Annotated in this window: 15 protein-coding genes and 2 tRNA genes; 15 read left to right on the forward strand and 2 right to left on the reverse strand. The window is 60.7% G+C overall.

Annotated features, from left to right (window positions below):
* Positions 1-120 precede the first annotated feature (120 nt).
* The 3 genes from dnaJ (at position 121) to DNK06_RS04305 (ending at position 2,936) form a co-directional block, all read left to right on the forward strand.
* On the forward strand, positions 121-1,248 hold the full coding sequence (gene dnaJ, locus DNK06_RS04295) for a molecular chaperone DnaJ (RefSeq protein ID WP_131178803.1): 1,128 nt from the start codon (positions 121-123) through the stop codon (positions 1,246-1,248).
* Positions 1,249-1,333: 85 nt separating this feature from the next.
* The gene (gene dapB, locus DNK06_RS04300; protein WP_131178804.1) at positions 1,334-2,134 is read left to right on the forward strand and encodes a 4-hydroxy-tetrahydrodipicolinate reductase; all 801 of its coding nucleotides are present in this window, start codon (positions 1,334-1,336) and stop codon (positions 2,132-2,134) included.
* A 70-nt stretch (positions 2,135-2,204) separates the two neighbouring features.
* On the forward strand, positions 2,205-2,936 hold the full coding sequence (locus tag DNK06_RS04305) for a PmeII family type II restriction endonuclease (protein WP_131178805.1): 732 nt from the start codon (positions 2,205-2,207) through the stop codon (positions 2,934-2,936).
* A 14-nt stretch (positions 2,937-2,950) separates the two neighbouring features.
* Here the strand turns inward: DNK06_RS04305 and DNK06_RS04310 are convergent, their stop codons facing one another.
* Positions 2,951-4,354, reverse strand: a complete 1,404-nt coding sequence (locus DNK06_RS04310) for a DNA cytosine methyltransferase (protein WP_131178806.1) — start codon at positions 4,352-4,354, stop codon at positions 2,951-2,953.
* Positions 4,355-4,613: 259 nt separating this feature from the next.
* On the opposite strand from DNK06_RS04310, the gene carA reads away from it, so the two are divergent.
* From carA to DNK06_RS04330, 4 genes are read left to right on the forward strand one after another with little or no spacing between them, the layout of a single operon-like run.
* Positions 4,614-5,750, forward strand: coding sequence for a glutamine-hydrolyzing carbamoyl-phosphate synthase small subunit (gene carA, locus DNK06_RS04315; RefSeq protein WP_131178807.1), 1,137 nt, complete (start codon positions 4,614-4,616; stop codon positions 5,748-5,750).
* 36 nt (positions 5,751-5,786) lie between these two features.
* Complete coding sequence (gene carB / locus DNK06_RS04320) at positions 5,787-9,008, forward strand: carbamoyl-phosphate synthase large subunit (protein WP_131178808.1); 3,222 nt, start codon at positions 5,787-5,789, stop codon at positions 9,006-9,008.
* Positions 9,005-9,481 carry a transcription elongation factor GreA gene (greA, locus tag DNK06_RS04325; RefSeq protein WP_131178809.1) on the forward strand — a complete coding sequence of 159 codons (477 nt, stop codon included), beginning with the start codon at positions 9,005-9,007 and terminating at the stop codon, positions 9,479-9,481. The genes carB and greA overlap by 4 nt, the downstream gene beginning before the upstream one ends.
* The gene (locus DNK06_RS04330; protein ID WP_317621890.1) at positions 9,459-9,914 is read left to right on the forward strand and encodes a DUF4149 domain-containing protein; all 456 of its coding nucleotides are present in this window, start codon (positions 9,459-9,461) and stop codon (positions 9,912-9,914) included. The genes greA and DNK06_RS04330 overlap by 23 nt, the downstream gene beginning before the upstream one ends.
* A 9-nt stretch (positions 9,915-9,923) precedes the next feature.
* Here the strand turns inward: DNK06_RS04330 and yhbY are convergent, their stop codons facing one another.
* Positions 9,924-10,235 carry a ribosome assembly RNA-binding protein YhbY gene (yhbY, locus tag DNK06_RS04335; protein ID WP_131178810.1) on the reverse strand — a complete coding sequence of 104 codons (312 nt, stop codon included), beginning with the start codon at positions 10,233-10,235 and terminating at the stop codon, positions 9,924-9,926.
* Positions 10,236-10,333: 98 nt separating this feature from the next.
* Between yhbY and rlmE the strand changes: the two genes are divergently transcribed.
* From rlmE to DNK06_RS04375, 8 genes are all read left to right on the forward strand, one after another.
* The gene (rlmE, locus tag DNK06_RS04340) at positions 10,334-10,966 is read left to right on the forward strand and encodes a 23S rRNA (uridine(2552)-2'-O)-methyltransferase RlmE (protein WP_131178811.1); all 633 of its coding nucleotides are present in this window, start codon (positions 10,334-10,336) and stop codon (positions 10,964-10,966) included.
* A 187-nt stretch (positions 10,967-11,153) separates the two neighbouring features.
* On the forward strand, positions 11,154-13,070 hold the full coding sequence (gene ftsH / locus DNK06_RS04345) for an ATP-dependent zinc metalloprotease FtsH (protein ID WP_131178812.1): 1,917 nt from the start codon (positions 11,154-11,156) through the stop codon (positions 13,068-13,070).
* Between the two features lie 8 nt (positions 13,071-13,078).
* Positions 13,079-13,930, forward strand: a complete 852-nt coding sequence (gene folP, locus DNK06_RS04350) for a dihydropteroate synthase (protein ID WP_131178813.1) — start codon at positions 13,079-13,081, stop codon at positions 13,928-13,930.
* Positions 13,931-13,952: 22 nt separating this feature from the next.
* On the forward strand, positions 13,953-15,290 hold the full coding sequence (gene glmM, locus DNK06_RS04355) for a phosphoglucosamine mutase (protein ID WP_131178814.1): 1,338 nt from the start codon (positions 13,953-13,955) through the stop codon (positions 15,288-15,290).
* A 65-nt stretch (positions 15,291-15,355) separates the two neighbouring features.
* Positions 15,356-16,111, forward strand: a complete 756-nt coding sequence (gene tpiA, locus DNK06_RS04360; protein ID WP_131178815.1) for a triose-phosphate isomerase — start codon at positions 15,356-15,358, stop codon at positions 16,109-16,111.
* Positions 16,112-16,115: 4 nt separating this feature from the next.
* Complete coding sequence (gene secG, locus DNK06_RS04365; RefSeq protein WP_131178816.1) at positions 16,116-16,505, forward strand: preprotein translocase subunit SecG; 390 nt, start codon at positions 16,116-16,118, stop codon at positions 16,503-16,505.
* Between the two features lie 11 nt (positions 16,506-16,516).
* Positions 16,517-16,602, forward strand: a tRNA-Leu gene (locus tag DNK06_RS04370).
* A 97-nt stretch (positions 16,603-16,699) separates the two neighbouring features.
* Positions 16,700-16,776, forward strand: a tRNA-Met gene (locus DNK06_RS04375).
* Positions 16,777-16,802 lie beyond the last annotated feature (26 nt).

Below are 16,802 nucleotides of genomic sequence, written 5' to 3' on the forward strand. Positions count from 1 at the left end.
CCGGCTTGCCTGTGTTTGCGCCCTGCCGCACTGCTGTGCGACAGGGCGATCCGCCGCGCGGGGGCTTGCTCCCGCGTTGGCGTGTCTGGACGGTACGAATTTTGAGAGTGTTAGAAACCAATGTCTAAACGTGACTACTACGAAGTGCTCGGGGTCGAGCGCGGTGCCAGCGAGGCGGAGCTGAAGAAGGCTTACCGTCGCCTGGCGATGAAGCATCACCCCGATCGCAACCCCGGCGACAAGGCTGCCGAAGACGCCTTCAAGGAGGCCAACGAGGCCTACGAAGTGCTGTCCGATGCGGGCAAGCGCAGCGCTTACGATCAGTACGGTCATGCCGGTGTCGACCCGCAAATGGGTGGCGGTGGCGGCTTTGGCGGCGCAAGTGCCAACTTCTCCGATATCTTCGGCGACGTGTTCAGCGATTTCTTCGGTGGCCAGCGTGGCGGGCAGCGCGGCGGTGCGCAGCGCGGCAGTGACCTGCGTTACACCCTGGAGCTGGATCTCGAGGAGGCGGTGCGTGGTACCACGGTGACCATTCGCGTGCCGACCCTGGTCAACTGCAAGGTCTGCGAAGGCTCTGGCGCGAAGAAGGGCACTAGCCCGGTTACCTGTACCACGTGCGGCGGCATCGGCCAGGTGCGCATGCAGCAGGGCTTCTTCTCGGTGCAGCAGACCTGCCCGCGCTGCCACGGCAGCGGCAAGATGATCACCGACCCTTGTGGCTCGTGCCACGGTCATGGCCGTGTCGAAGAGCACAAGACACTGTCGGTCAAGGTGCCGGCTGGCGTCGATACCGGCGACCGTATTCGTCTGTCCGGCGAGGGCGAGGCGGGCACCATGGGTGGTCCTGCGGGCGATCTGTACGTGGTGGTCAACGTGCGTGAGCACGCGATCTTCCAGCGTGACGGCAAGCACCTGTACTGCGAAGTACCGATCAGCTTTGCCGATGCGGCGCTGGGCGGCGAACTGGAAGTGCCGACCCTTGACGGTCGGGTCAAGCTGAAGATCCCGGAAGGTACTCAGACCGGCAAGCTGTTCCGTCTGCGCGGCAAGGGCGTGGCCCCGGTGCGTGGCGGTGGTGCAGGCGACCTGATGTGCAAGGTGGCGGTAGAAACGCCGATCAACCTGGATCGTCGTCAGCGCGAGCTGCTCGATGAGTTCCGTCAGTCCCTGGCGGGCAACAGTTCTCACTCGCCCAAGGCCAACGGCTGGTTCGAAGGCGTCAAGCGCTTCTTCGGCGATCTCTGAAACCAGCCGCAAGCTGCAAGACCCGGGCAACCAGAAGTGGTGCGCTTGGCTTGTAGCTTGAGGCTTGCAGCTTGGAGCTGTTTTTATGCGTATTGCAGTGACAGGCGCCGCCGGGCGCATGGGCAAATACCTGATCGAAGCCGTGCAGCAAGCCGAAGGCGCCAGCCTTGGTGCTGCGCTGGCGCGCCCTGAAAGCACGCTGCTGGGGGCTGATGCTGGCGAGCTGGCGGCTGTCGGCAAGCTGGGTGTGGCGCTGTCCGGAAACCTGGAAAGCGTGCTCGATCAGTTCGACGTACTGATCGACTTCACCCATCCCTCGGTAACCCTGAAGAATCTTGAAATCTGCCGTCAGGCAGGCAAGGCGATGGTGATAGGTACCACGGGTTTCAGTGCCGCCGAAAAGCAACTGCTGGTCGATGCGGGCAAGGAGATTCCAATCGTCTTCGCCGCCAACTTCAGTGTTGGCGTCAACCTTTGCCTGAAGCTGCTGGATACCGCGGCCCGGGTGTTGGGGGACGACGTGGATATCGAGGTGCTCGAAGCCCATCACCGCCACAAGGTCGATGCGCCGTCCGGTACGGCACTGCGCATGGGCGAAGTCGTCGCCAATGCCCTGGGGCGTGATCTCGAGAAGGTCGCGGTCTATGGTCGTGAAGGGCAGACTGGCGTCCGCGCTCGAGAAACCATCGGCTTCGCCACCGTGCGTGCCGGCGATGTGGTCGGTGAGCACACCGTGCTGTTCGCTGCCGACGGCGAGCGCGTGGAAATTACCCACAAGGCATCCAGTCGCATGACCTTCGCCAAGGGCGCCGTACGCGCGGCCTCCTGGTTACGCGAGCGTTCCGCGGGTCTGTACGACATGCAGGATGTGCTTGGCCTGAAATGACCGTGATGCGGATGGGGCCACTGGCGCCATCCGTTGTCATGCGCAAGTCTCGTGAGCAAGGATGTCGGCGATGAGTCCATTGAACCTCAATGATGTGGCGTGTTACGTCGAGCTGAATATTGGTGCCTTTCACCAGAAGCGTATCGCCAGCCTCGGGCGGCTCAGGCTCAAGGATGTGCTCAAGCGCAAGAACCCTTACATGTATCGCGCCAAGCACGTCCTCACTGCAGAGCAGATCATTCGCGGGATCGTCGACGCGCATATTTCCTCCAATGAAGAGACCCTGTTCGGCGACTGGCTCGAGGGGCTGGCGATCTTCATCAATGGTCAGGTCTATGGCGGCTGGAAGTCCGGAATCACCGGCGTCGACCTGGAGTTCGACAACGAGGGTTTGCGTTACATCGTGGCGATCAAGTCCGGGCCTAACTGGGGCAATAGCTCGCAGATCGGTCAGATGAAAAGCAATTTTCTCACCGCCCAGCGCACCCTGCGTACGGGCAACTCGGGGCTGCAGGTGGTTGCGGTCAATGGTTGTTGCTACGGGCGCGACAACAATCCTGACAAGGGCGGCTATTTCAAGTACTGCGGTCAGCGCTTCTGGGCGTTCATTTCGGGTGATGAGAATCTTTATTTGGAGCTGATCGAGCCGCTGGGCTTCAAGGCCTGCGAGCGCAACGACGAGTTCGCCGAGAGCTACGGGCAGATGATCAACAAGTTCACCCGGGAATTCACCCTTGAGTTCTGCGACGAACAAGGTGCGATCGATTGGGCGCGCTTGCTGCGTTTCAACTCCGAAGCCTGAGCGCCTGGGGTCTCCTAGCTGATTGCCAGTTCCAATTGCGCCTTGCGCCGCTGCTGTTCGAAGGCTTTCAGCCATTCCTCGTGGCAGGTCGCCTGGTAGCGCGAGAACTTGAAAGGACTCGGCGCAGGGCGAGCCTTGCCAGCGAGCAAGTCGCGCAACAAGACGCCGACAGCGTGGCCGAGGCTCACCGGTACCGCGTTGCCGACCTGCTTGTACTGCTGGATCAGCGGCCCTGCCAGTTGCCAATCGTCCGGAAATTCCTGAATGCGCTTGTACTCCTGGATCGACAGCGGACGGTCTTCCTGTGGGTGTGCCAGATCCGTGGCGGGCATCGCTGGGTGAGTGACCAGTGTTGGCGAGGGTTTGTCCCAGGCCAATCGACGCAGGAAGCCGGTCTTGCCGCCGCCGGAGAAGTAGGACTTGCCCATCGCCTCGCGCTGCAGATCCTCTGGCAGGTTGCGCCAGTTCTGCCCAGCCTCGAGCTGGCGGTAATAGCGCAGGCGTTTTTCCGGGAAATTCAGGTGGGTGTGGCTGCTCAGGCCCTCCAGCGCCTGCCGTACCGTGCGCCAGGCGGGTAACCCCAGCGCGCCGTTCTCGCTGTGGGTTGGCGTCATGAAGGGTGCGGTTTGTCCATCTCGCGAGCAGATGATGATGACCCGCTCGCGCACTTGCGGGGTGCCGAAGTTTGCCGAGTTGTACAGGTTGAACGAGCAGGCGTAGCCCGCACTGCGCAGCTTGCTGAGCACGAAGTTCAGTGCGCCGCCTTTCATCTCGTCCAGCGAAAGATCTGGGAAATCCGCGCCGCGTTGGTCGTGAGGGCGATGATCCATGGGGCAGGAGAGCAGGCCGCGGACGTTTTCGATAACGATGAATGGCGGGCGAATCTCCAGCGCCAGGTCGATGTACTTGAGAAAGGCGTTGCCGCGCTGGTCATTGAAGGCCTTGCGCTTGCCGGCGGTGCTGAAGGCCTGGCAGGGCGGGCCTCCGACTATCACGTCGACCTCATTGGCCGCTGCGCCAGCGGCTTCCAGTACCTGCTCGGCTGAGCAGGTGTTGATATCGCCGAGCAGTGCGGTGTCCGGACGGTTCAGGGCGATGGTCTGGCGGCAGTACTTGTCCGACTCGCAGGCCAGGCGAATATCGAAGCCGGCTTTCTCCAGGCCCAGATCCAGGCCCATGGCGCCGGAAAAGAAGCTCAGGGCGATGGGGTTGCCGCTCTGGCGCTGCCGCGCCGGGTGATCGTGTGCAAGCATATGGGCCGTTTTCAAACCGTAGTGGGTGACGCTGAGTGGGTCGATGATCCAGCTGCTACCGATCTTTTCGGCGGCCAGCTCGCCGTTTCGGCACAGGGTTCTCACGCGCTGTACGCTGATCTTCAGTGCGGCCGCGGTGGCTGTAATACCGAGGTGGGTACTCATTTAGAGTTTCCCTGCCGAAACCTGTAGGAAGTACCGAATTTTACGGCCAGGGGATGGCGTGTCAATTCGCGTTGGATCGGATGTTAAGTTTTTCCCTGGTTATGGCTTTCGAAAAACCGGGTTTTCCTGTAGGCTTTTCGCTTTAGTGTGTCCACTAAAAGTTGCGCAGAATGAATCAATCAAAAAAGCGGGATGACCTTCACACGTCATCCCGCTTTTTTACAATCTGCGTTCGCTCCACGATCTACGGGAGGTCTTCTTGAGTAAGCCAGCCATACTCGCCCTTGCTGACGGCAGCATTTTTCGCGGCGAGGCCATCGGGGCCGATGGCCAGACTATCGGAGAGGTGGTGTTCAACACCGCCATGACCGGCTATCAGGAAATTCTCACCGATCCTTCCTATGCCCAGCAGATCGTCACCCTGACGTATCCGCATATCGGTAATACCGGCACCACCCCAGAGGACGCCGAGTCGAATCGCGTCTGGGCTGCCGGCCTGATCATCCGTGACTTGCCGCTGACCGCCAGCAACTGGCGCAACAAGCAGTCCTTGCAGGATTACCTCAAGGAAAACGGCACAGTCGCCATCGCCGGTATCGATACCCGCCGCCTGACTCGCATTCTGCGCGAGAAAGGTTCGCAGAACGGCTGCATCCTGGTCGGTGCTGACGCCACCGAGGAAAAAGCCCTCGAACTGGCGCGTGGCTTCCCGGGCCTCAAGGGCATGGATCTGGCCAAGGAAGTCAGCTGCACCGAGCGCTATGAGTGGCGTTCCAGCGTGTGGGATCTGAAGGATGACAGCCATCCCGAGATCGCCGCCAGCGAGCTGCCTTACCACGTGGTCGCCTACGATTATGGCGTCAAGCTGAACATCCTGCGCATGCTGGTCGCGCGTGGCTGCCGCCTGACCGTGGTGCCGGCGCAGACTCCGGCCAAGGATGTGCTGGCGCTCAACCCCGATGGCGTATTCCTGTCCAATGGCCCTGGCGACCCCGAGCCTTGCGATTACGCGATCCAGGCGATCAAGGACGTGCTGGAAACCGACATCCCGGTATTCGGCATCTGCCTAGGCCACCAGTTGCTGGCTCTGGCCTCCGGCGCCAAGACCGTGAAGATGGGGACTGGCCACCACGGTGCCAACCATCCGGTTCAGGATCTGGATACCGGCGTGGTGATGATTACCAGCCAGAACCACGGATTCGCCGTCGACGAGGCGACCCTGCCGAGCAATCTGCGCGCGATCCACAAGTCGCTGTTCGACGGCACCCTGCAGGGCATCGAGCGTACCGACAAGGACGCCTTCAGCTTCCAGGGGCACCCCGAGGCCAGCCCGGGCCCGAACGATGTCGCTCCGCTGTTCGACCGCTTCATCGAAGCCATGGCCAAACGCCGCTAAGCCACGCCGACTGACCCAAGGATTCGAGTAAACAACATGCCAAAACGTACAGACATCAAAAGTATCCTGATCCTCGGCGCCGGCCCCATCGTCATCGGCCAGGCCTGCGAGTTCGACTACTCCGGCGCCCAGGCCTGCAAGGCCCTACGCGAGGAAGGTTTCCGCGTCATCCTGGTGAACTCCAACCCGGCCACCATCATGACCGACCCGGCCATGGCCGACGCCACCTACATCGAACCGATCAAATGGGCCACCGTGGCCAAGATCATCGAGAAGGAGCGTCCTGACGCCCTGCTGCCGACCATGGGTGGCCAGACCGCACTGAACTGTGCCCTGGATCTCGAGCGCCATGGCGTGCTGGAAAAATTCGGCGTCGAAATGATCGGCGCCAACGCCGACACCATCGACAAGGCCGAAGACCGTTCGCGTTTCGACAAGGCCATGAAGGACATCGGCCTGGCCTGCCCGGTTTCGGGTATCGCCCACAGCATGGAAGAAGCCTACGGCGTCCTGGAGAAGGTCGGTTTCCCGTGCATCATCCGTCCGTCCTTCACCATGGGTGGCACTGGTGGTGGCATCGCCTACAACCGCGAAGAGTTCGAGGAAATCTGCACCCGTGGTCTGGATCTGTCGCCGACCAACGAACTGCTGATCGACGAATCGCTGATCGGCTGGAAGGAATACGAGATGGAGGTGGTCCGTGACAAGAAGGACAACTGCATCATCGTCTGCGCCATCGAGAACTTCGACCCGATGGGCGTGCACACCGGTGACTCGATCACCGTCGCACCGGCCCAGACCCTGACCGACAAGGAATACCAGATACTGCGTAACGCCTCCCTGGCGGTGCTGCGTGAGATCGGCGTGGAAACCGGCGGCTCCAACGTGCAGTTCGGCATCTGTCCGAACACCGGCCGTATGGTGGTCATCGAGATGAACCCGCGCGTGTCGCGTTCCTCGGCCCTGGCTTCCAAGGCTACCGGTTTCCCGATCGCCAAGATCGCCGCCAAGCTGGCTGTCGGCTACACCCTCGACGAGCTGTCCAACGACATCACCGGCGGCCGCACTCCGGCATCGTTCGAGCCGGCGATCGATTACGTGGTCACCAAGATCCCACGTTTCGCCTTCGAGAAATTCCCCAAGGCAGACGCTCGTCTGACCACCCAGATGAAGTCCGTCGGTGAGGTCATGGCCATCGGCCGTACTTTCCAGGAATCCCTGCAGAAAGCGCTGCGTGGTCTGGAAGTTGGCGTGTCCGGCTTCGATCCGAAGCTGGATCCGACTGACCCCGAGGCTGAAAGCACACTCAAGCGCGAACTGATCGTGCCGGGCGCGGATCGTATCTGGTATGTGGGCGACGCCTTCCGTGCCGGCAAGACGGTCGATGAAGTGTTCGAGCTGACGCGCATCGACGAGTGGTTCCTGGTGCAGATCGAGGATCTGATCAAGGACGAGGAGCGAGTGAAGACCCTCGGCCTGTCCAGCATCGACCGCGATGTCATGTACAAACTCAAGCGCAAGGGTTTCTCCGATGCGCGCCTGGCCGAACTGCTCGGTGTCACCGAGAAGAACCTGCGCAACCATCGCCACAAGCTCAAGGTGTTGCCGGTGTACAAGCGCGTGGACACCTGCGCCGCCGAGTTCGCCACCGATACCGCCTACATGTACTCGACCTACGAGGAAGAGTGCGAGGCCAATCCGAGCGGTCGCGACAAGATCATGATCCTCGGGGGCGGCCCGAACCGCATCGGCCAGGGTATCGAGTTCGACTACTGCTGCGTGCACGCGGCGCTGGCCATGCGTGAAGACGGTTACGAGACCATCATGGTCAACTGCAACCCGGAAACCGTTTCCACCGACTACGACACCTCCGATCGCCTGTATTTCGAACCGGTGACCCTGGAAGACGTGCTGGAAATCGTTCGCGTAGAACAGCCGAAGGGCGTGATCGTGCAGTACGGCGGGCAGACCCCTCTGAAGCTGTGCCGCGCTCTGGAAGAAGCCGGTGTACCGATCATCGGCACCAGCCCGGACGCCATCGACCGTGCCGAAGACCGCGAGCGCTTCCAGCAGATGGTGCAGCGCCTCGGCCTGCGTCAGCCGGCCAACGCCACCGCGCGTAGTGAAGAGGAAGCCCTGGCGCTGTCCAAGAACATTGGTTACCCGATGGTGGTGCGCCCGTCCTACGTACTGGGCGGTCGGGCGATGGAAATCGTCTACCAGGAAGAAGAACTCAAGCGTTACATGCGCGAAGCGGTGAAGGTGTCCAACGACAGCCCGGTGCTGCTCGATCGCTTCCTCAACTGCGCCATCGAAGTGGACGTGGATGCCGTGTGCGACGGCGAGACCGTGGTCATCGGCGCCATCATGCAGCACATCGAACAGGCTGGCGTGCACTCCGGTGACTCCGCCTGCTCGCTGCCGCCGTACTCGCTGCCGGCCCACATCCAGGACGAGATCCGCGACCAGGTCAAGAAAATGGCTCTGGAGCTCGGTGTGGTCGGGCTGATGAACGTGCAGATGGCCGTGCAGGGCGAGGACATCTACGTGATCGAGGTCAACCCGCGTGCCTCGCGTACCGTACCGTTCGTGTCCAAGTGCATCGGCGAGTCGCTGGCCAAGATCGCGGCCCGCGTGATGGCCGGCAAGAGCCTGGCCGAAGTGGGCTTCACCCAGGAAATCATCCCGCCGTTCTTCAGCGTCAAGGAAGCGGTGTTCCCGTTCAACAAGTTCCCGGGTGTCGACCCGATCCTTGGCCCGGAAATGAAGTCCACCGGTGAAGTGATGGGCGTCGGTGACAGCTTCGGTGAGGCGTTCGCCAAGGCGCAGTTGGGTGCCAGCGAGATTCTGCCCAATGCTGGTGTCGCATTCATCAGTGTTCGTGAGGACGACAAGCCAGAGGCCGTTCAGGTGGCGCGTGATCTGGTTAGCCTGGGTTTCGATGTGGTTGCTACCGCCGGAACCGCCAAAGTGATCGAGGCTGCCGGTCTGCCGGTGCGTCGCGTAAACAAGGTGACCGAGGGGCGTCCGCATGTGGTCGACATGATCAAGAATGACGAAGTCACCCTGATCATCAACACTACCGAAGGTCGTCAGTCCATCGCTGACTCCTACTCCATTCGTCGTAACGCTCTGCAGCACAAGATCTACTGCACCACCACCATCGCGGCTGGTCAGGCGATCTGCGAGGCGCTGAAGTTCGGTCCAGAGAAGACCGTGCGCCGTCTGCAGGATCTGCACGCAGGAATCAAGGCATGAATAAATACCCCATGACCATCGAGGGCGCTCGCGCCCTCGAGGAAGAACTGGCCCACCTGACCAAGGTGGTTCGGCCCAAGCTCAGTCAGGATATCGGCGAAGCGCGCGAGCTGGGTGACCTGAAAGAGAACGCCGAATACCACGCCGCCCGTGAACAGCAGGGCATGGTCGAGGCGCGTGTGCGCGATATCGAAGGGCGCCTGCAGAACGCGGTGGTGATCGATGTCACCACCATCGCCCATACCGGCAAGGTGATCTTCGGTACCACGGTGGAAATCGCCAACGTCGAGACCGATGAAAGCGTGTCCTATCGGATCGTCGGCGAAGACGAAGCCGATATCAAACAGGGCAAGATTTCCGTCGGTTCGCCCATCGCCCGTGCCCTGATCGGCAAGGAAGAGGGCGACGTGGTCGCGGTGAACACCCCAAGCGGTCTGATCGAGTACGAGATTGTCGAAGTTCGCCACATCTGATCCGGCGGTAACGCCCGACATGGCCGCAGGTTTCTGGATGCTGCTGCAAACCCTCTGGGTGGGCGGCATCTGGATACTGCACTTCATGGTGCTGCCGGGACTGTACAGCGTAGGGCTGGCATCGCTGCTGATCGAAGAAATAGCTGGCGTATTGATGCCGCAGATGGTGTTCATCACCCTGGTCTGCGTGCTGATGCAGGCTGGCTTGTTGGTCAGGCAGCGCCGCTTGTCGGCACTCTGGGGCGAGCGCCGCGGGCAGTTGCTGCTCGCGGTGCTGGCGATTGCCTCTGGCTTGCTGGTTTCGCTCGCGCTATGGCCAGATGCCGTGCGCTGGCAACTCTTCAGTTACCTGCTGCTGGCATTTTTCGGTCTGCTGTTGGTGCTGCAGCCCGTGCCTCGCAAATCCGTGGCAGCCGACCCGACGGTCGGCTGATCCACCGGCTCAGCCCTGAAAGCGGCTGATGTTGGACAGGTTGCGATTGGCCTTGGGGTTCTTGCGATACAGCAGCGCCATTTTACCGATCACCTGCGCCAGGTCGGCCTTGCTGGCCTTGCACAGCTCGTCGATCACCGCCAGGCGGTCTTCACGTTCGGTGATGCGCAACTGAATCTTGATCAGTTCGTGATCGTTCAGGGCGCGCTCCAGCTCTGCCAATACGCCTTCGGTAACACCGTTATCGGCAACGATCAATACCGGTTTCAGGTGGTGGCCGATAGATTTGAACTGTTTCTTCTGCTCTTGAGTGAGCGGCATAATCTGAACCCTGCGTCTTAATCTGGGGAAAGCGGGCTATTTTAACCGAGCCGCTTGAAGACCGCCCAGTTATTCATTTTGTTCTTCCGAGGTGTTGTGTGGCCCGTTCCAAGACCAGCCTGCGTTGGCTGAAAGAGCATTTCGACGATCCGTACGTCAAAATGGCGCAAAGGGACGGCTACCGTTCACGTGCCAGTTACAAGCTGCTGGAGGTTCAGGAGAAGGATCGCATCCTGCGTCCCGGCATCACCGTGGTCGATCTCGGTGCCGCACCAGGTGGCTGGTCTCAGGTCACCAGCCGGGTCATCGGTGACAAGGGCCGATTGATCGCCTCGGACATCCTGGAAATGGACAGCATTCCCGACGTGACCTTCATTCAGGGTGACTTCACCGAAGATACGGTGTTCGCGCGCATCCTCGAGGCCATCGACAATCATCCGGTAGACCTTGTGATTTCCGATATGGCCCCCAATATGAGTGGAGTAAGGGAGTCGGATCAGCCTCGTGCCATGTATCTGTGCGAGCTGGCGCTGGATCTGGCTACTCGGGTATTGCGTCCTGGTGGTGATTTCTTGATCAAGATCTTCCAGGGCGAAGGTTTCGATGAGTACCACAAGCAGGTGCGCGGTCTGTTCGAGAAGGTGCAGATGCGCAAGCCGCTGTCGTCGCGCGGTCGCTCCCGCGAGCAGTACATGTTGGCGCGCGGATTCAAGGGCCAGCGCGAAGAGTAAAACCAAAGGCTTGGTTGTCAGTCCAAGCCGATGCGCGCATCGTTACGGGCGGATGTCTCATAAAGGGTTACAGACGGTGTCAGCCACGAGCGGGCGTTTGTAGTAAGTTAGATCGGTATATAACTGGTCGTCATGCGAAGCACGCTTCGACAAGAGGCCTGCTTCAGAGGGTAGCTAATTGAACGACATGGCAAAGAATCTGATCCTGTGGCTGATCATCGCCGCCGTCCTGGTTACGGTGATGAACAATTTCTCCAGTCCGAGCGAGACCAACAAGCTCAACTACTCGGAGTTCATCCAGCAGGTTCAGGATGGTGGGGTCAAGCGCGTTACCGTCGATGGCTACATCATCAGCGGCATGCGTTCCGACGGCTCGTCGTTCGAGACCGTGCGCCCGGCGATCCAGGACAATGGCCTGATCAAGGATCTGATGGACAACAATGTCGAGATCGTCGGCAAGCAACCTGAGCAGCAGAGCATCTGGACTCAACTGCTGGTCGCCAGCTTCCCGATCCTGGTGATCATCGCCGTGTTCATGTTCTTCATGCGCCAGATGCAGGGCGGTGCCGGCGGCAAGGGCGGGCCGATGAGCTTTGGCAAGAGCAAGGCGCGGCTGCTCTCGGAAGACCAGGTCAAGACCACTTTCGCTGACGTCGCCGGTTGTGACGAGGCCAAGGAAGAAGTCAGCGAGCTCGTCGAATTCCTGCGCGACCCGGGCAAGTTCCAGCGCCTCGGTGGCCGTATCCCTCGCGGTGTGCTGATGGTCGGCTCGCCGGGTACTGGTAAGACCCTGCTGGCCAAAGCCGTTGCCGGTGAGGCGAAAGTACCTTTCTTCACCATTTCCGGTTCCGACTTCGTGGAAATGTTCGTCGGTGTCGGCGCGTCCCGCGTGCGTGACATGTTCGAGCAGGCCAAGAAACATGCGCCTTGCATCATCTTCATCGACGAGATCGACGCCGTCGGTCGCCACCGTGGCGCCGGCATGGGTGGTGGTCACGACGAGCGCGAGCAGACCCTCAACCAGTTGCTGGTCGAGATGGACGGCTTCGAAGTGAACGATGGCATCATCGTCATCGCGGCGACCAACCGTCCGGACGTGCTCGATCCTGCGCTGCTGCGCCCGGGCCGTTTCGACCGTCAGGTCGTGGTCGGTCTGCCGGATATTCGTGGTCGTGAGCAGATCCTCAACGTGCACATGCGCAAAGTGCCGATGGGCGAAGACGTCAAGGCTGCGGTCATCGCCCGCGGCACGCCTGGTTTCTCCGGTGCCGACCTGGCCAACCTGGTCAACGAGGCGTCGCTGTTCGCCGCTCGCTCCGGTAAGCGTGTGGTGGAGATGAAGGAGTTCGAACTGGCCAAAGACAAGATCATGATGGGCGCCGAGCGCAAGACCATGGTCATGTCGGACAAGGAAAAGCTCAATACCGCATTCCACGAGGCAGGCCACGCCATCGTCGGGCGCCTGGTGCCTGAGCATGACCCGGTCTACAAGGTATCGATCATTCCCCGCGGCCGTGCCCTGGGCGTAACCATGTTCCTGCCGGAAGAAGATCGCTACAGCCTGTCCAAGCGTGCGCTGATCAGCCAGATCTGCTCGCTGTACGGCGGCCGTATCGCCGAGGAAATGACCCTGGGCTTCGACGGTGTCACCACGGGCGCTTCCAACGACATCATGCGTGCCAGCCAGATCGCCCGGAACATGGTCACCAAGTGGGGCCTTTCCGAGAAGCTCGGCCCGCTGATGTATGCAGAAGAAGAGGGTGAGGTCTTCCTGGGTCGAGGTGGTGGTGGTCAGAGCAGCAATATCTCTGGCGAGACTGCCAAACTGATCGACCTGGAAGTGCGTAGCATCATCGATCACTGCTACGACACAGCCAAGCGTTTGCTCGAGGAGAACCGCGACAAGCTCGATGCCATGGCCGAAGCACTGATGAAGTACGAGACCATCGATGCCGATCAGATCGACGACATCATGAGTGGTCGCACGCCGCGTGAGCCGCGTGATTGGACTGGCGGCGGCAGCGATGCCGGCAAGCCGGCAGCCAAATCCGACGAGGCCGATCGTCCCGAGAAACCTATCGGCGGGCCTGCCGCCGAGTTGTAAGGTCACTCATGTCGCTTGCAATACCCCGGAACCGGCTGCCTTGTGGCAGCCGGTTTCTTGATTTGACCCGTCCCCAGGTAATGGGGATTCTCAATGTCACGCCTGACTCCTTTTCCGATGGGGGCCGCTTTGCCATGCGTGATGCGGCGCTGCGCCATGCCGAACGCATGGTGCGGGCGGGGGCTACCCTGATCGATATCGGCGGGGAGTCCACGCGTCCTGGCGCCCAGGCGGTTTCCGTGGAACATGAACTTGCCCGCGTAGCGCCCATGGTGGAAGCCATAGCCGCAGAGCTGGACGTGATCATCTCCGTGGACACCTCGACCCCGGAAGTCATGCGTGAATCGGCAAGGTTGGGCGCCGGGCTGATCAACGACGTGCGTTCGTTGCAGCGCGACGGCGCGCTACAGGCGGCTGCCGAAGCAGGCTTGCCGATTTGCCTGATGCATATGCGCGGCGAGCCCACAACCATGCAGCAAAGCCCGCAATACGATGATGTATTGATCGCGGTGGAGGACTTCCTGCGTGAACGTCTGTCTGCCTGCGAGCAGGCAGGTATCCCGGCGGAGCGTGTGGTGCTCGACCCGGGGTTCGGCTTTGCCAAGACCCTGGAACATAATCTCAGCCTGTTCCGGCGCATGCCGGCCCTGCATGCCTTCGGTCTTCCGCTTCTGGTCGGTGTTTCGCGCAAGAGTATGATTGGTGCGGTGCTGGGGCGTGAGGTCGATCAGCGTCTGTATGGCAGTCTGGCCCTGGCGGCCCTGGCCGTTGCCAAGGGCGCAAGCATTCTGCGCGTTCACGATGTGGCGGAAACCGTCGACGTGGTGCGCATGGTCGCCGCAGTCGAAGCGGCGCAGTAATCAGAAAAAGGGAGTTGTCGTTTTGAGTCGCAAGTATTTTGGCACCGACGGTATTCGTGGGCGCGTCGGTCACTACCCCATTACCCCGGATTTCATGCTCAAGCTCGGCTGGGCTGCCGGCATGGCCTTTCGCAAGCAGGGCAAGTGCCGGATTCTGATCGGCAAGGACACGCGTATTTCCGGCTACATGTTCGAATCGGCGCTGGAGGCGGGCCTGTCGGCCGCGGGCGCGGACGTCATGCTGCTGGGGCCGATGCCGACACCGGCTATCGCCTATCTGACGCGTACCTTTCATGCCGAGGCGGGCATCGTCATCAGCGCTTCGCACAACCCTCACCATGACAATGGCATCAAGTTCTTCTCCGGCCAGGGCACCAAGCTGCCGGACGACGTCGAGTTGATGATCGAAGAGTTGCTCGATACGCCGATGACCGTGGTCGAATCCGAGCAGTTGGGCAAGGTCTCGCGGATCAACGATGCGGCGGGTCGCTACATCGAATTCTGCAAGAGCAGCGTGCCGAGCAGTACCGATTTCGCCGGCCTGAAAATCGTCCTCGATTGCGCCCATGGAGCGGCCTACAAGGTGGCTCCGGCTGTTTTCCAGGAGTTGGGTGCCGAGGTTTCGGTGCTCTCGGCCCAGCCTGACGGGCTGAACATCAATGCGGGTTGCGGTTCGACTCACATCGAAAACCTGCAGGCTGAAGTGGTGGCGCGCCAGGCGGATCTGGGGATCGCCTTCGACGGTGATGCCGACCGGGTGTTGATGGTCGATCACACTGGTGCGGTGGTGGATGGTGACGAGCTGCTGTTTATCATTGCCCGTGATCTGCATGCCCGCGGCAAGCTGCAGGGCGGGGTTGTCGGTACCTTGATGAGCAACCTTGGTCTTGAGCTTGCCCTCGACGAGCTGCAGATTCCCTTCGTGCGCGCCAACGTTGGTGATCGTTATGTGATTGCCGAGCTCCTGGGGCGCGGTTGGCAGTTGGGTGGCGAGAATTCGGGGCATCTGGTGTGCTTTCAACATGTCACCACGGGTGATGCCATTGTCGCAGCGCTGCAGGTTCTGCTCGCCATTCGTCGTCGCGAGCAGGGCCTGGCCGAAGCGCGTCAGGGCTTGCACAAGTGTCCGCAGGTGCTGGTCAATGTGCGTTTCGGCGGTGGTGTCGATCCGCTCGAGCATCCAGAAGTTCGGGCTGCCAGCGATAGCGTGACCGCACGTATGGCCGGGCGTGGGCGAGTGCTGTTGCGCAAGTCCGGTACCGAGCCGCTGGTGCGAGTCATGGTCGAGGGTGAGGACGAAGTCCAGGTGCGGGCCTATGCCAATGAATTGGCTGAGGTTGTCTCTCGAGTCTGTGTCTGATTCGGCTTGCCAGTCCACAAGCTGTTGGGTAACATCTGCGCCCTCTTTGACCAACGAGGTAAAGCATGCGCCGCCCAATGGTTGCTGGTAACTGGAAAATGCACGGTACCCGCGCCAGTGTCGCAGAGCTGATCGAAGGTCTGAATCGACAGGCGTTGCCTGTCGATGTCGAGGTCGCTGTGTTCCCTGTCAGTGTTCATCTCGGTCAGGTTGTCGAGGGGCTGAGTGGTATTGCTGTGTCGATAGGCGCGCAAAACTGTGCAGTAGAGCCGGGGCAGGGGGCGTTGACTGGCGAGGTGTCGGGCGAGCAATTGCGCGATGCCGGTTGCAGGCTCGTGTTGGTTGGTCATTCCGAGCGTCGCCTGATTCTGGGTGATAGTGAGGAGCAGGTCGTGCGCAAGTTCGCAGCGGCCCAGGTCGGCGGGCTCGTTCCGGTGCTGTGTGTGGGGGAGACCCTCGAGCAGCGCGAGGCGGGTGAGACGCTTGCGGTCGTCGAGCGTCAGCTTGATAGCGTGATCGATGCGCTGGGTGTTGCGGCGCTTTCGCGCGCTGTGGTGGCGTACGAGCCAGTCTGGGCCATTGGTACCGGTCTGACGGCATCACCCGAGCAGGCTCAGGATGTGCATGCGGCGATTCGTGCTCGTGTCGCGCGCAAAGATGCAGATGTAGCAGGTGCTTTGAGAATTCTTTATGGCGGCAGTGTCAAGGCCGCCAATGCAGCCGAGCTTTTCGGCATGCCTGATATCGATGGGGGGCTTGTGGGTGGAGCCTCTCTGAATGCGGATGAGTTCGGCGCGATCTGTCGCGCTGCAGGAAGCTAAGAATATGCTGGAAACAGTCGTTGTGGTTCTTCATCTGCTGGGCGCGATCGGTGTGGTTGTGCTGGTTCTGCTGCAGCAGGGTAAGGGTGCCGATGCAGGTGCTTCGTTTGGTGCTGGTGCTTCGAATACCGTTTTCGGTAGTCAGGGAACTACTACCTTTCTGAGCCGAGTTACTGCTATACTCGCCACCGCTTTTTTCATTACCAGCTTGGGGTTAGCGTTCTTTGCTAATCAAAAGGCTGATACGCTAGGCCAGGCTGGTTTGCCTGATCCGGCAGTGATGGAAGTGCCGCGGGAAAGCAAACCTGCAGCGGAAGATGTACCGGTGCTTGAGCAGCAGCAGGCGCCAACTTCGGGTGAGCAAGACGTACCTCAAACTCCCGAAGAGCAGTAAACGTTAAATTTGCCGAGGTGGTGGAATTGGTAGACACGCTACCTTGAGGTGGTAGTGGCCATAGGCTGTAGGGGTTCGAGTCCCCTTCTCGGTACCAATTGAACAGGAGAGCCCGCTGCATGCGGGCTTTTCTGTTTCTGGGGGTTGGTTGACCCACAGAGTGGTTCGGTCGTATAATCCGCTCCCAGTTTTGAAGCGGGGTGGAGCAGTCCGGTAGCTCGTCGGGCTCATAACCCGAAGGTCGTTGGTTCAAATCCAGCCCCCGCAACCAGTAGTAGCGGAGCCCCTTTCAAGGGG

Source organism: Phytopseudomonas daroniae, assembly GCF_004327285.1.
GTDB classification, from domain to species: Bacteria; Pseudomonadota; Gammaproteobacteria; order Pseudomonadales; family Pseudomonadaceae; genus Aquipseudomonas; species Aquipseudomonas daroniae.

Bases quoted from the DNA above. Each gene is read 5' to 3' on its own strand.
- DNK06_RS04305 (WP_131178805.1), top strand. From the start codon at position 2,205: ATGAGTCCATTGAACCTCAATGATGTGGCGTGTTACGTCGAGCTGAAT.
- dapB (WP_131178804.1), top strand. From the start codon at position 1,334: ATGCGTATTGCAGTGACAGGCGCCGCCGGGCGCATGGGCAAATACCTG.
- greA (WP_131178809.1), top strand. From the start codon at position 9,005: ATGAATAAATACCCCATGACCATCGAGGGCGCTCGCGCCCTCGAGGAA.
- carB (WP_131178808.1), top strand. From the start codon at position 5,787: ATGCCAAAACGTACAGACATCAAAAGTATCCTGATCCTCGGCGCCGGC.
- tpiA (WP_131178815.1), top strand. From the start codon at position 15,356: ATGCGCCGCCCAATGGTTGCTGGTAACTGGAAAATGCACGGTACCCGC.
- folP (WP_131178813.1), top strand. From the start codon at position 13,079: ATGTCGCTTGCAATACCCCGGAACCGGCTGCCTTGTGGCAGCCGGTTT.
- DNK06_RS04310 (WP_131178806.1), bottom strand. From the start codon at position 4,354: ATGAGTACCCACCTCGGTATTACAGCCACCGCGGCCGCACTGAAGATC.
- dnaJ (WP_131178803.1), top strand. From the start codon at position 121: ATGTCTAAACGTGACTACTACGAAGTGCTCGGGGTCGAGCGCGGTGCC.
- ftsH (WP_131178812.1), top strand. From the start codon at position 11,154: ATGGCAAAGAATCTGATCCTGTGGCTGATCATCGCCGCCGTCCTGGTT.
- secG (WP_131178816.1), top strand. From the start codon at position 16,116: ATGCTGGAAACAGTCGTTGTGGTTCTTCATCTGCTGGGCGCGATCGGT.
- yhbY (WP_131178810.1), bottom strand. From the start codon at position 10,235: ATGCCGCTCACTCAAGAGCAGAAGAAACAGTTCAAATCTATCGGCCAC.